This is a genomic window from Enterobacter cloacae complex sp. ECC445 (assembly GCF_021892025.1).
GTDB lineage: Bacteria > Pseudomonadota > Gammaproteobacteria > Enterobacterales > Enterobacteriaceae > Enterobacter > Enterobacter chengduensis.
Genome location: NZ_JAKLRZ010000001.1, coordinates 1 through 12,434 on the forward strand (window position 1 = coordinate 1; position 12,434 = coordinate 12,434).

Here is a 12,434-nt window from a genome sequence, read left to right on the forward strand (position 1 = left end):
TTTTTAACTAATGTAATGGCTTTAGAAACTAAAAAAATCATTATATTAATATCATGACATCGGCTAATAACGACGAAATAAAAAACTAATCCGATAACGAATTCTTAATTTTTAAAGTTTGGAGTTTCTATTATGAGCACTAACGAACGCATTCTTAGCCCCTTCACATTACCGAATGGCACTGAACTGAAAAACCGTTTGTTAATGGCCCCGATGACCACCTGTACCGGCTACTATGACGGTACCGTCACCAGCGAGCTGGTGGAGTACTACCGGGCCCGCTCCGGCAGCATCGGCACCATCATCGTGGAGTGCTGCTTCGTCGACGATCTCGGTCTCGCCTTCCCGGGCGCCATCGGTATTGATAATGACGAGAAGATAGCCGGGCTGGCGAAAATTGCAGAGGCCATTAAGTCCAAAGGATCCAAGGCGCTGCTGCAGATCTACCACGGCGGCCGCATGGTCGACCCTAAGCTGATCGGCGGCCGTACCCCGGTTGGCCCAAGTGCCGTAGCCGCACCGCGTGAAGGTGCCGCAACGCCGGTTGCGCTGACCGCTGAAGAAGTCGAAGGCATGATCGGCAAGTTTGGTGAGGCTGTGCGCCGCGCCATTCAGGCCGGTTTCGACGGCGTGGAAATCCACGGGGCGAACACCTACCTGATTCAGCAGTTCTACTCACCGAACTCTAACCAGCGCGACGACGAGTGGGGCGGCAGCCGCGATAACCGCGCGAAGTTCCCGCTGGCGGTGCTGGACATCACCCACAAAATGGTGCGCCAGTACGCGGACGACGCCTTCATCATTGGTTACCGTTTCTCCCCTGAAGAGCTGGAAGTTCCGGGCATCCGTTTTGAAGACACCATGTACCTGCTGGAGAAGCTGGCCGCGCGCGGCGTAGACTATCTGCACTTCTCCGTCGGCGCGACCCTGCGTCCTTCCATTGTCGATACCCAGGACCCGACCCCGCTTATCGAAAAATACTGCGCGATGCGTTCTAAAACGCTGGCGCAGGTTTCGGTCATGGGCGTGGGCGGCGTGGTGAATGCTGCAGACGTGAATGACGCGCTGGACCACGGCTACGACCTGATTGCCGTTGGCCGCGCCACCATCGCGTATCCGGACTGGACAGACCGCATCGCGGCCGGCGAAAGCCTGGAGCTGTTTATGGACAGCACCCAGCGCGAAGCGCTGAGCATCCCGGAACCGCTGTGGCGCTTCTCGCTGGTAGAAGCGATGATCCGCGACATGAGCATGGGCGAGTCCAAATTCAAGCCCGGCACCTTCGTTGAGAAAGTGCAGGACGACGCCAACGAGCTGGTGATTAACGTCAGCCTGGAAACCGACCGCATTGCGGATATCGCGCTGGCCTCCGGCCCAAGCGAAGACGTTGAGTTTGTGACCAGCTTTGAAGAGATCCGTACCCGCATTCTGGACGCCAATACCCCGCACGTGGACGCCATTACCGGCGCAACCAGCCAGAGTGAAGCGGTGAAAAAAGCGGTCTCTAAAGCGATGCTGAAATCCAGCAAGGCGCTGGCGGCGGAAGAGGGCGTTGACCCGAACGAAACCCGCAGCGTGGACGTGGTCGTTGTTGGCAGCGGCGGTGCCGGTCTGGCGGCGGCGATTCAGGCTCACGACGAAGGCGCGAGCGTGCTGATCGTTGAAAAAATGCCGACCATCGGCGGGAACACCATTAAAGCCTCTGCCGGGATGAACGCCGCTGAAACCCGCTTCCAGCGCGTGAAGGGCATTCAGGACAGCAAAGAGCTGTTCTACCAGGAAAGCCTGAAGGGCGGCGGCAACAAGAACAACCCGGAACTGCTGCGTCGCTTTGTCGAGAACGCGCCGGAAGCCATTGAGTGGCTGGCAACGCGCGGCATTATGCTGAACGACATCACCACCACCGGCGGGATGAGCATTGACCGTACCCACCGTCCAAAAGACGGTTCTGCGGTGGGCGGCTACCTGATCAGCGGCCTGGTGCGTAACGTCAACAAACGCAACATCGAGGTGATGCTGGATACCTCCGTTAGCGACATCGTTTTCGAAAACGGCGAAGTGACCGGCGTGCGTCTGACCACCGAAGAGAATGAAACCGTCATCGTGGCAACCAAAAGCGTGATTGTCGCCACCGGCGGCTTCAGCGCCAACAGCCAGATGGTGGTGAAATACCGTCCGGATCTGGAAGGGTTCGTCACCACCAACCACAAAGGGGCTACCGGCGGCGGCATCGCGCTGCTGGAGCGCATCGGGGCGGGCACCGTGGATATGGGCGAAATTCAGATTCACCCCACCGTGGAGCAGAAAACCTCGTACCTGATTTCCGAATCCATCCGCGGCGGCGGGGCGATTCTGGTCAATCAGAAAGGGGAACGCTTCTACAACGAAATGTCGACCCGTGATAAGGTCTCGGCGGCAATCATCGCCCTGCCGGAGAAATACGCTTATATCGTCTTCGACGAGCACGTACGCGCCAAAAACAAAGCCGCGGATGAGTATATCGCCAAAGGCTTCGTGACCAGCGCCAGCTCGCCAAAAGCCCTGGCGGAAGCGCTGGGCATGGACCACCACGCCTTCCTGGCCACGCTGGAACGCTACAACGGCTTTGTCGAAAAACAGCACGACGATGATTTTGGCCGCACCACCGCGCTGCGTGCGCCCATCAATGAAGGGCCGTTCTACGCCATTCAGATTGCGCCGGGCGTGCATCACACCATGGGCGGCGTGACCATCAACACCGAGACCTGCGTGCTGGACAGCAGCCACAACGTGCTGCCGGGCGCATTTGCTGCGGGTGAAGTGGTCGGCGGGATCCACGGCGGTAACCGTATCGGCGGTAACGCGGTGGCAGACATCATTATTTTTGGTACCCTTGCCGGACATCAGGCGGCGATGCGCGCAAAAATGGCATAAAGCACCTGTGCTGTAGGCCGGATAAACGCAACGTTATCCGGCGATTTCCCCGGCGGCGCGGTGCCTGCCGGGGCTACATCTGAGGAAACATGCCATGTCTGATAACCGTGTTTACAGCTACTCCGCCGTTCTGATGGGCTCGCCCATCCTCCTGAAACTCTTCTCCCACGACGAAGCCCTCGCGTCCCGCGTGTTTCGACTCATCAAACAGTATGAAGATCTGCTTACCGTCAACCGCGCGCGCTCGCAGGTGATGGACATCAACCATGCGGCTGGGCAACATCCGGTAATCGTCAGCCGAGCGGTGTTCGAGCTGATCCGCTGCGCAAAAGCGGCAAGCCTGCTCAAGGACAGCGCCTTTAACCTGGCGATTGGTCCGCTGGTGAAGCGCTGGAAAATTGGCTTTCGGGGCGACAGCGTACCGCCCGCAGACGAAATCGCGGCGCTGCTTGAGATAACCCGTCCTGAAGATGTCATTCTTGACGAGGCGCAGAGCAGCGTGTTTCTGACCCGAGCAGGGATGGAGATCGATCTGGGGGCCATCGCCAAAGGCTATATCGCTGACCGGGTGCGGGATTACCTTCACAAAGAGGGCGCCGGGCGGGGGCTGATCAACCTCGGGGGAAACATTCAGACGTTAGGCTCGCTGGAAGGCGGCTGGAGCGTGGGGCTGAAAAAACCGTTCGCCGGTGAGGCGCTGATTGGCGCAATGACGGTGGAAAACCGCTCCGTAGTAACGTCGGGCACGTATGAGCGTTTCTTTGAGCAAAACGGCAGGCGCTACCACCATATTCTCGACCCGCGTACCGGGTATCCGCTGGACAACGAGCTGGACAGCGTGACCATCATTTCAAAAGATTCCATCGACGGCGATATCTGGACCACGCTGATGTACGGCATGGGCGTGGAAAAGGGCTGCGCGGTGCTGCGTTCTCGCCCGGATATCGAAGCCATTTTTGTGACCAAAAACAAAGAAGTGGCGATCTCTTCGATGCGCCACTTCCGCTTTACGCTGCTGGATAATACCTACCGCGTTACTGACAGTACTGCTTGAGCAACGCCGTTTGTTCCGGCTGGAGGCGATAGCGATACACCGGGCGGCCGGTGGCGCCGTAGTGGATGCTGGTGAAGAGAATGTTGATTTGCGCCAGCCAGATCAGGTACTTGCGACAGGACACGCGGGAGATATTGACCGCGTTTGCCAGGTCATCGGTAGAAAACTCCATCTCCGGATGAGCGTCAATCCACTGGCAAATCGTGCGCAGCGTTTGCGGCGTTAACCCCTTCGGCAGCTTTTTACTGTCCGCCAGTTCCGGCGCCCCGCCGTGGATCAGCCGGTCGACGTCGGCCTGCTCGTAATACTGATGCGAACCCATCAGATGGTGCTTTGCCTTCCAGCCGTTCAGCGCCTCTTCAAAGCGCGGGAACTGGAACGGTTTAATCAGATAATCCACCACGCCGTAATGGATGGAGGTCTGGATCGTGGCGGCGTCGGCAGCAGACGAGATCATAATCACATCGATCGGGCGGCCGGAGGCGCGGATAACCGGCAGCAGATCCAGCCCGTTATCCTGCTGCATATAGACGTCCAGCAGCACCAGATCGACCGGCTGGCCGGGGTTATTAATGATGGCCTCGGCCTGGCTGAGCGTGGAGGCGACGCCGCAGCAGCTAAAGCCTTCAACCCGGTTGACGTACAGACGGTTGAGGTCGGCTACCATGGCGTCATCATCGACAATTAATACATTTATCACGCGATATTCCTCTCGCTATCCCAGGGGATGTGAACAAAAAATTGGGTAAACACGCCAGGCTCAGACTCGACGGTGATATCGCCGCCAAGGTTCTGAATTTGCTGGCGAGCAAGGAACAGCCCAACGCCGCGGTTTTCACCTTTTGTTGAGAAGCCCTTTGTAAAAATAGCCTCCAGCTGAGTGGGATCGATGCCGGGGCCATCGTCGCTGACCTCGCAGCTGAGCCAGCCGTTCTGATAATGCAGCAGCAGGCCGATCTCACCGTCCTGCTGTCCTTCCATCGCGTCGAGCGCGTTTTCAATGAGGTTACCCAGCGCGGTAATCAGTACCGCGACCTGCTCTTCGCTGGCGGTATCCGGTATCTGGCATTCATCCGCCAGCGTCAGGGTGACGCCCGCTTCTTTCGCCCGATTGATTTTACCCAGCAGGAAGCCGGCGATAACCGGGGATTTTACCTTGCTCTGTATTGTACCGATATCCGTCTGGTAATGATGTGCCGTCTGGAGGATGTACTCCTCCAGCTTGTCGTAACGCTTGATGTGCAGCAGGCCCAGGATCACATGAAGCTTGTTCATAAACTCGTGCGTATGGGTCCGCAGGGCGTCAACGTAGTTCACCATGCCGTCAATACGCTGCATCAGCTGGCTGATTTCCGTTTTATCGCGGAAGGTAGTGATAGCGCCGATCACCCGATCCTGACTTTTCACGGGCACCATATTGCACAGCAGCAGGCGCCCGTTGCAGCTGATCTCCTGATCCTTTCGCGCGACGCCCGTCTTTGAGACGTCACGCAGGCTGGCCAGCAGGGGCGCGCTGGCGTTTTCGGTCTGCTTGCCGGAGGGGAGAAGCAATATTTCTCTGGCCGTCTGGTTGATCATCGTCACGCGCCCGTGAATATCGACGGCCAGCACCCCCTCGCGCAGAGACTGCAGCATCGCCTGGCGCTGTTCAAACAGGGCGGAAATTTCGTACGGTTCAAGGCCAAACAGAATGCGCTTCAGTACCCGCACCAGGCCCCAAATCGCCATGGAGCTCATAAAGATGCTGAATAAAATGGTCCACAGCGCATTAAGCCGCCCGCGGGCAATCTGGTCTTCCACCTTTTTAAGGGAGATACCGACCACCACCACACCAATCTGGTCGTGCTGGCCGTCATAGACGGGGGTGAAGACGCGAAGCGCTTCAGCGAGGGCGCCGCGGTTGACGGAGACGTTCTCTTTACCCTCCAGCGCGGGTTCGAGGTCGTTGCCAATAAAGTGCAGGCCGATAAGCGCTTCGTTCGGGTGCGAGTAGCGAATCCCCCGCATGTCGGTGACCACGGTGAGCAGCAGATCGTTGCGCTGGGTGACGGCTCTGGCGATGGGCTGAATGATGTCCGCCTGCGGGGGCTGCATCAAACCTCGCTTGATTTCGGGGCTGTCGGCCAGCGTGCGGGCAATACCCAGCGCCGTATCTTTCACGTCATCGCGGGTCGCCCGGGTGATTTGAACGGAGTAGAGCGCAAAGACCACCAGCAGCACAGAGGCAATAATCGCGCACACCATCAACGTGACCAGCGTGTTCAGCTTCATGGGGCGCTTGCGCGTCGGAAGGAAAGGCTGCAAATCGCTCATCAATACTCCGCGATAGTAAGAAAGGGGTAATTATCGCCGATGACGCGCTTTTCTTAAAGCCATGTAAAGGCGTGGATTGGGGCCGCTTTTCGTGACCCTCCTCGCAGGTCATCTATATAAAACACTTTATAGTGTGTGGGTACTCATAATAAGGAGGCTGTTTATGAGCATTACGCTTACCGGTTCGGTCAAGGAAAGACGGCACGCCAGCACGATGAATATTGATAGATTGTCCACGCTGGACATGCTGAAGGTCATTCACCAGGATTATGCACTTATTTCTGCTGCCATCGCTCCCTGTTTATCTGATCTCGCCCGCGTGGTGGACAACGCCGCCGCGACGCTCGGCCACGGCGGTCGCCTGGTTATCGTCGGCGCGGGCCCGTCGGGGCGAGTCGTGCAACAGGTTGTCGATGACTATGCGCCGGGCAAAACCCCCGTAATTGCCGTTACGGCCCAGGAAGGGGAAGGGAGCTACGAGCGCGGCGTTGCCGATCTGCAGGCCATCAGGTTTGGTGAACACGATATGATGCTGGCGGTCACGGTCAGCGGAAAAACGCCGTGGGTCTGGGGAGCCATGCGCCATGCGTGGTCGCTGGGTTCACCGGTCGCCATTGTTACCGGTGATGCGCAAAGTGAAGCCGCGCAGCTGGCAAGCATGGTTATCGCTCCCGAGCTGGGTCCCGATGTGGTCGCAGGCTATATCAACACCAAAGCGGGGATTGCGCAAAAAATGATCCTCTCGACGATCGCCACCGGGCTGGCCGTCCGAACGGGGCGCGTATACAGCAACCTGCGGGTGGATCTTGAGGCAAGCAGTACCAAATGGGCTGAACGCCAAATCGCCATTGTGATGGAGGCGGGGGGATGCTCCCGGGCGCAGGCAAAGGCCGCGCTGGAGAGCTGTAACCATCACTGTAAAACGGCGGTATTGATGGTGCTGACGGGGCTGGACGCGTGGAAGGCGCATGAGCTGCTGGCGCAGAATAACGGGTTTATCCGCGTGGCGCTGCAGGAGGCGCCGTAATATCGTAGTTGAAGAAATGAAAAAGGCCGCGATTGCGGCCTTTGGCATTTTGGGGATTAGAACTGGTAGGTCATGCCTACGCCAACGATGTCATCGGTAGAGATACCGTACGCATCATACAGCGCTTCATCGTTGTCCAGCATATTGATTTTGTAATCAACATAGGTGGAGAAGTTTTTGTTGAAGCTGTAGGTCATGCCGAGGTCAATGTAGTTAACCAGATCCTGGTTGAAGCCCTGGCCGTCCAGGTCTTTACCTTTTGAGTAAACCCATGCCAGGGAAGGACGCAGACCGAAGTCGAACTGGTACTGTGCAACCGCTTCGAAGTTTTGAGTCTGGTTGGCGATACCAAAGTTGCCAATTGGCGTCATGTTGCGGGTTTCCGCATACATCATTGCCAGGTAAACGCTGTTTGCGTCATATTTCGCGCCAACGGTCCAGGCTTCAGCTTTTTCGCCACCGGCATAGCCCATATCTTCCAGGCCTTTGCCGTACGCAACCTGCTCGTTAGTACGGTCAGAAGAAGAGTATGCCGCACCCAGGCTCAGGCCGGACAGGTCGCCAGAGAAGTCATAGGAGGTAGACATGCCGAAGCCGTCACCGTTCTGGAAGCGTACGTCTTTATGACCGTTTTTAGTGCCTTCCTGAACATTAATAATATTGCCGTTTTGATCTTCATGCGGGCCACCTTCATTCGCACCCTGATACTGCAGCGCGAAATTCAGACCTTCAACCAGACCGAAGAAGTCCTGGTTACGGTAGGTTGCCAGACCGTTGGCACGGCCGTTCATGAAGTTATCGGTCCAGGTGTAAGAATCACCGCCGAATACCGGCAGCATATCGGTCCAGGCTTCAACGTCGTACACGACGCCGTAATTACGACCATAGTCAAATGAACCGTATTCGCCATATTTCAGGCCAGCGTATGCCAGACGGTTAAAGGATTTGTCACCCGCGCCTTCGGTATCGTTAGCGTAAGTTTTATATTCCCACTGACCGTAACCGATCAGGTCGTTAGCGATCTGAGTTTCGCCTTTGAAACCAATCTGCACATAGGTTTCGTCGCCGTCATCGCCAGCGTTGTCAGAGAAGGTGTGACGCGCATCGACTTTGCCGTACAGGTCAACCTTGTTGCCGTTTTTGTTGTACATCTCAGCCGCATTTGCTGCGCCTGCCATTAATAACGCGGGTACCAGAATTGCCAGAACTTTTCTTTTCATTATATATTCCCTTTAAAGATAATTTATATGAATATATGTAATCACCCTCCGTAATTACAGGGTCGATACTATTCCAGGAGATGGCGTTTAGTTTCAAAAATAAATGTAATTAAATTCTTTGAAATATTGCAAAATATTTCTATTAATCTCTTTATTTTTCTGATGAATCAATGCTTTGAATTCATGTGATTTAATTATTATTAAGTATTTCTCAATTCTATTTTTATATTTGTTTGATTTGGCTGTGTTATAATTCACGCTCTTTTAAATAGCAGGATATGACGATGGAAATTGCCGGGTGGCAGCACATTTTTGAGCGCTGGCTAGAGGAACACCACAGCGCCGACGATACCGCACACGATATTTCGCATTTTCGTCGGGTCTGGATGTCGGCGCAAAAAATCATGGTCCACCAGACGGTGGAGCCGCTGGTGATCCTCACCGCCTGCTATTTCCACGATATTGTCAGCCTGCCGAAAAACCATCCCGAACGCAGCCAGTCATCACGGCTCGCTGCTCGCAAGACGAGCGATATTCTGCGCCGCGACTTCCCGGACTTTCCGCCAGAGCATATTGCCGCCGTCGCGCATGCGATTGAAGCGCACAGCTTCAGCGCCGGGATTGCGCCGCAGAGCATGGAAGCCAAAATTGTGCAGGACGCCGATCGGCTGGAAGCGTTAGGCGCTATCGGTCTGGCGCGCGTCTTTGCCGTCTCAGGCGGGCTGGGCGTGCCGCTTTTTGATGCCAACGATCCCTTTGCCGATGCGCGTCCCCTCGACGACCGGGCGTTTGCCCTCGACCATTTTCAGACCAAGCTGCTGCGATTGCCTGATACAATGCAAACGGAAATGGGCCGCGAGCTGGCGCGTCATAATGCCGATTTCCTGATCCACTTTATGGCGAAACTCAGCGCCGAATTACGCGGTGACTGCATTGGCCTGGATAGCCAGGCGGTGAACCGCTTCCGTCGCAGTTTGCACAATTGAACTGTGGTAATCTGTTTCCAGTCTTTATTCTCCGGTTAAAAGAATGCAGGAAAATCGATCAGTGACAGAGTCCGCGCCCGAGCAGGCTGAGAAATCAACGGCAACGGTGCAGGCGTTGCTGCGCCAGCTGTTGGATATCTATGATGCTAAAACGCTGGCCAATCTGCTGGTGGCGCACGGCGAGAGCCACTGGAGCCCGGCGATCCTTAAACGTCTGCTGACCAGCGAACGCGCGGGGCGTCGCCTGAGCGAAGGCGAGTTTCGCTATCTGCAAAACCTGCTTCCGCGTCCTTCTGCCGCGCACCCGAACTATGCTTTCCGCTTTATCGATCTGTTTGCCGGAATCGGCGGCATCCGACACGGTTTTGAAGCCATCGGCGGGCAGTGCGTGTTCACCAGCGAGTGGAACAAACACGCCGTGCGTACCTACAAGGCTAACTGGTACTGCGACCCGCACGAGCACCATTTCAACGCGGATATTCGCGACGTGACCCTGAGCCATAAAAGCGGCGTTACGGATGAACAGGCCGCCGAGCACATTCGTCAGACGATCCCGGCGCATGACGTTCTGCTGGCGGGCTTTCCGTGTCAGCCCTTCTCGCTGGCCGGTGTCTCCAAAAAGAATGCCCTCGGACGCGCCCACGGCTTCGCCTGCGATACCCAGGGAACGCTGTTTTTTGACGTGGCGCGCATTATCGATGCCCGCCGCCCGGCCATCTTCGTGCTGGAAAACGTTAAGAATTTAAAGAGCCACGACGGCGGGAAAACCTTCCGCATTATCATGCAAACGCTGGATGAGCTGGGCTATGACGTGGCCGACTCGCAGGACATGGGTGCGGATGACCCCAAAATCATTGATGGGAAACATTTCCTGCCCCAGCACCGCGAACGTATCGTGCTGGTGGGGTTCCGCCGCGATCTCAATCTCAAGGGCGATTTCACCCTTCGGGATATCCCGTCTCTCTATCCCGAGCGGCGTCCCACCGTGGCTGACCTGCTGGAGCCGGCGGTCGATGCGAAATTTATCCTTACGCCGATCCTGTGGAAATACCTTTACCGCTATGCCAAGAAGCATCAGGCGAAGGGCAACGGCTTCGGTTTTGGTATGGTCAACCCGAACGATCCGCACAGCGTCACCCGCACGCTCTCCGCGCGCTACTACAAGGACGGCGCGGAAATCCTGATCGACAGAGGCTGGGACAAGGCGCTGGGCGAAAAAGATTTCGACGACCCGCACAACCAGCGTCACCGTCCGCGACGCTTAACGCCGCGGGAATGCGCCCGGCTGATGGGCTTTGAGACCCCGCAGGGTTACCGCTTCCGCATTCCTGTATCGGACACCCAGGCGTACCGCCAGTTTGGCAACTCGGTGGTGGTTCCCGCGTTCGCGGCCGTGGCAAAGCTGCTGGCCTCGCGCATCAGACAGGCGGCGGCGCTCCGTCAGGGTAAGGCCGTCAATGACGGACGTTCACGATAAGGCCACGCGCAGCAAAAACATGCGGGCCATCGGCACGCGTGACACCGCCATCGAAAAGCGCCTGGCCGGGCTGCTGACGCTGGCGGGATTTGACTTCCGCGTGCAGGATGCCGCCCTGGCGGGTCGCCCGGATTTCGTCATCGACGCCTGGCAGTGCATCATCTTTACCCACGGCTGTTTCTGGCACCATCACGACTGCTACCTTTTTAAAGTCCCCGCGACGCGCACCGATTTCTGGCTGGATAAGATTGGCAAGAACGTCGAGCGCGACAGGCGGGATCTTTCGATGCTTATTGCGCAGGGCTGGCGGGTGCTGATTGTCTGGGAGTGTGCGCTGAGAGGCCGCTTAAAGCTGAACGATACCGATCTGCGCGAACGGCTGGAAGAGTGGATCTGCGGCGGCGGCCAGACCGCGCAGATCGACACGCAGGGGATCCACCTGCTTACGGTTTCTCCGCCCCGCAAGGCGTGACCACCGGTTTTGCAGGCAGCAAATATTTGCCCAGGGTAACCAGCACGACGGCAAAAACAATCACCCCTAATGCCAGCCATTCAACGGAAGAGAGCGTTTCTCCCCCCAGTCCCGTCCCGAGCAGCACGGCCACGACCGGGTTAACGTAGGCATAGCTGGTGGCGACGGCCGGGGAGACGTTGCGGATCAGGAACATATAGGCGTTAATGGCAATCAGGGAGCCAAACAGCGCCAGGTAGCCTACCGCCAGGAAGCCCGACAGCGGCGGCAGGGCAGTCAGCTTCTCTCCCGTCAGCGCGGAGGCCAGCAGCAGCACAATCCCGGCGGCGAGCATCTCAATCGCACCGGCCATCATGCCGGTCGGCAGTTCAATACGTGAACCGTAGACGGAACCAAACGCCCAGCTCATTGAGCCAATCAGGATAATCACCGCGCCCCACGGATTCCCGCTCAGGTTGCCCCCGCTGTTGAGCAGAATAATGCCGGCCAGGCCAATGCCTATCCCCAGCCACTCCAGCTTGCGGGTACGGATACCGAAAAGGCGGCTAAAGCAGAGGGTAAACAGCGGTACGGTGGCCACGACCACGGCGGCGATCCCGGACGGGACGTTCTGGTGCTCGGCAATCGTCACAAACCCATTTCCCACCGCCAGCAGCAGCAGGCCGATCAGGGCGGCATTGAGCAGCGGCCGCAGCGGGGGAAGCTTATGCCCGCGCAGCAGCAGGAACGCCAGCAGCAGCACGCCAGCAGAGAGAAAGCGGATGCCCGCCATCATCAGCGGCGGCCAGCTCTCCACGCCGATGCGAATGACAAAATAGGTTGAGCCCCAGATGATGTACAGCGAAAAGAGTGCCCCGATGAGCGGTAGCAGTTGCCGGAAACGCATAATCCCTCACGACGAAATAAAAAGGTCGCTGATAGTAAACGCGAAAACTATCGCGCTGGCGAGACCTTTAATTGTATGGATGATGT

Annotated in this window: 10 protein-coding genes; 6 read left to right on the plus strand and 4 right to left on the minus strand. The window is 57.1% G+C overall.

Annotation, left to right across the window (positions count from 1 at the left end):
* The first annotated feature begins 132 nt into the window (after positions 1-132).
* On the plus strand, positions 133-2,913 hold the full coding sequence (locus L6R44_RS00005) for a flavocytochrome c (protein WP_237422850.1): 2,781 nt from the start codon (positions 133-135) through the stop codon (positions 2,911-2,913).
* A 94-nt stretch (positions 2,914-3,007) separates the two neighbouring features.
* A complete protein-coding gene (locus tag L6R44_RS00010; protein WP_237422851.1) occupies positions 3,008-3,967 on the plus strand; it encodes an FAD:protein FMN transferase in 960 nt (319 codons plus the stop codon).
* Here the strand turns inward: L6R44_RS00010 and dcuR are convergent.
* Together dcuR and L6R44_RS00020 are read right to left on the minus strand one after the other, a co-directional pair.
* Complete coding sequence (gene dcuR, locus L6R44_RS00015; protein ID WP_032641461.1) at positions 3,948-4,667, minus strand: two-component system response regulator DcuR; 720 nt, start codon at positions 4,665-4,667, stop codon at positions 3,948-3,950. The genes L6R44_RS00010 and dcuR overlap by 20 nt on opposite strands.
* Positions 4,664-6,280, minus strand: a complete 1,617-nt coding sequence (locus L6R44_RS00020; RefSeq protein WP_237422852.1) for a sensor histidine kinase — start codon at positions 6,278-6,280, stop codon at positions 4,664-4,666. Before L6R44_RS00020 ends, dcuR begins: the two co-directional genes overlap by 4 nt.
* Positions 6,281-6,443: 163 nt before the next feature.
* Here L6R44_RS00020 and L6R44_RS00025 point away from each other — a divergent pair, with 163 nt between their 5' ends.
* Positions 6,444-7,307 (plus strand): N-acetylmuramic acid 6-phosphate etherase, encoded by an 864-nt coding sequence (locus L6R44_RS00025; protein ID WP_237422853.1) that lies wholly within the window; start codon positions 6,444-6,446, stop codon positions 7,305-7,307.
* Between the two features lie 56 nt (positions 7,308-7,363).
* Here L6R44_RS00025 and ompC read toward each other — a convergent pair whose 3' ends face one another.
* Complete coding sequence (gene ompC / locus L6R44_RS00030) at positions 7,364-8,527, minus strand: porin OmpC (RefSeq protein WP_237422854.1); 1,164 nt, start codon at positions 8,525-8,527, stop codon at positions 7,364-7,366.
* A 284-nt stretch (positions 8,528-8,811) separates the two neighbouring features.
* Between ompC and L6R44_RS00035 the strand changes: the two genes are divergently transcribed.
* The 3 genes from L6R44_RS00035 (at position 8,812) to L6R44_RS00045 (ending at position 11,462) form a co-directional block, all read left to right on the plus strand.
* Positions 8,812-9,513, plus strand: a complete 702-nt coding sequence (locus L6R44_RS00035) for a phosphohydrolase (RefSeq protein WP_237422855.1) — start codon at positions 8,812-8,814, stop codon at positions 9,511-9,513.
* Positions 9,514-9,574: 61 nt separating this feature from the next.
* Complete coding sequence (locus L6R44_RS00040; RefSeq protein ID WP_337249832.1) at positions 9,575-10,990, plus strand: DNA cytosine methyltransferase; 1,416 nt, start codon at positions 9,575-9,577, stop codon at positions 10,988-10,990.
* On the plus strand, positions 10,971-11,462 hold the full coding sequence (locus L6R44_RS00045; protein ID WP_237422857.1) for a very short patch repair endonuclease: 492 nt from the start codon (positions 10,971-10,973) through the stop codon (positions 11,460-11,462). The genes L6R44_RS00040 and L6R44_RS00045 overlap by 20 nt, the downstream gene beginning before the upstream one ends.
* On the opposite strand, the gene yedA is transcribed toward L6R44_RS00045, so the two are convergent.
* A complete protein-coding gene (yedA, locus tag L6R44_RS00050) occupies positions 11,434-12,348 on the minus strand; it encodes a drug/metabolite exporter YedA (RefSeq protein WP_237422858.1) in 915 nt (304 codons plus the stop codon). The genes L6R44_RS00045 and yedA overlap by 29 nt on opposite strands.
* Positions 12,349-12,434: the final 86 nt, after the last annotated feature.

Coding starts and splice junctions, on each gene's coding strand:
- L6R44_RS00005 (WP_237422850.1), top strand. CDS start 133: ATGAGCACTAACGAACGCATTCTTAGCCCCTTCACATTACCGAATGGC.
- L6R44_RS00010 (WP_237422851.1), top strand. CDS start 3,008: ATGTCTGATAACCGTGTTTACAGCTACTCCGCCGTTCTGATGGGCTCG.
- L6R44_RS00020 (WP_237422852.1), bottom strand. CDS start 6,280: ATGAGCGATTTGCAGCCTTTCCTTCCGACGCGCAAGCGCCCCATGAAG.
- L6R44_RS00025 (WP_237422853.1), top strand. CDS start 6,444: ATGAGCATTACGCTTACCGGTTCGGTCAAGGAAAGACGGCACGCCAGC.
- ompC (WP_237422854.1), bottom strand. CDS start 8,527: ATGAAAAGAAAAGTTCTGGCAATTCTGGTACCCGCGTTATTAATGGCA.
- L6R44_RS00035 (WP_237422855.1), top strand. CDS start 8,812: ATGGAAATTGCCGGGTGGCAGCACATTTTTGAGCGCTGGCTAGAGGAA.
- L6R44_RS00045 (WP_237422857.1), top strand. CDS start 10,971: ATGACGGACGTTCACGATAAGGCCACGCGCAGCAAAAACATGCGGGCC.
- yedA (WP_237422858.1), bottom strand. CDS start 12,348: ATGCGTTTCCGGCAACTGCTACCGCTCATCGGGGCACTCTTTTCGCTG.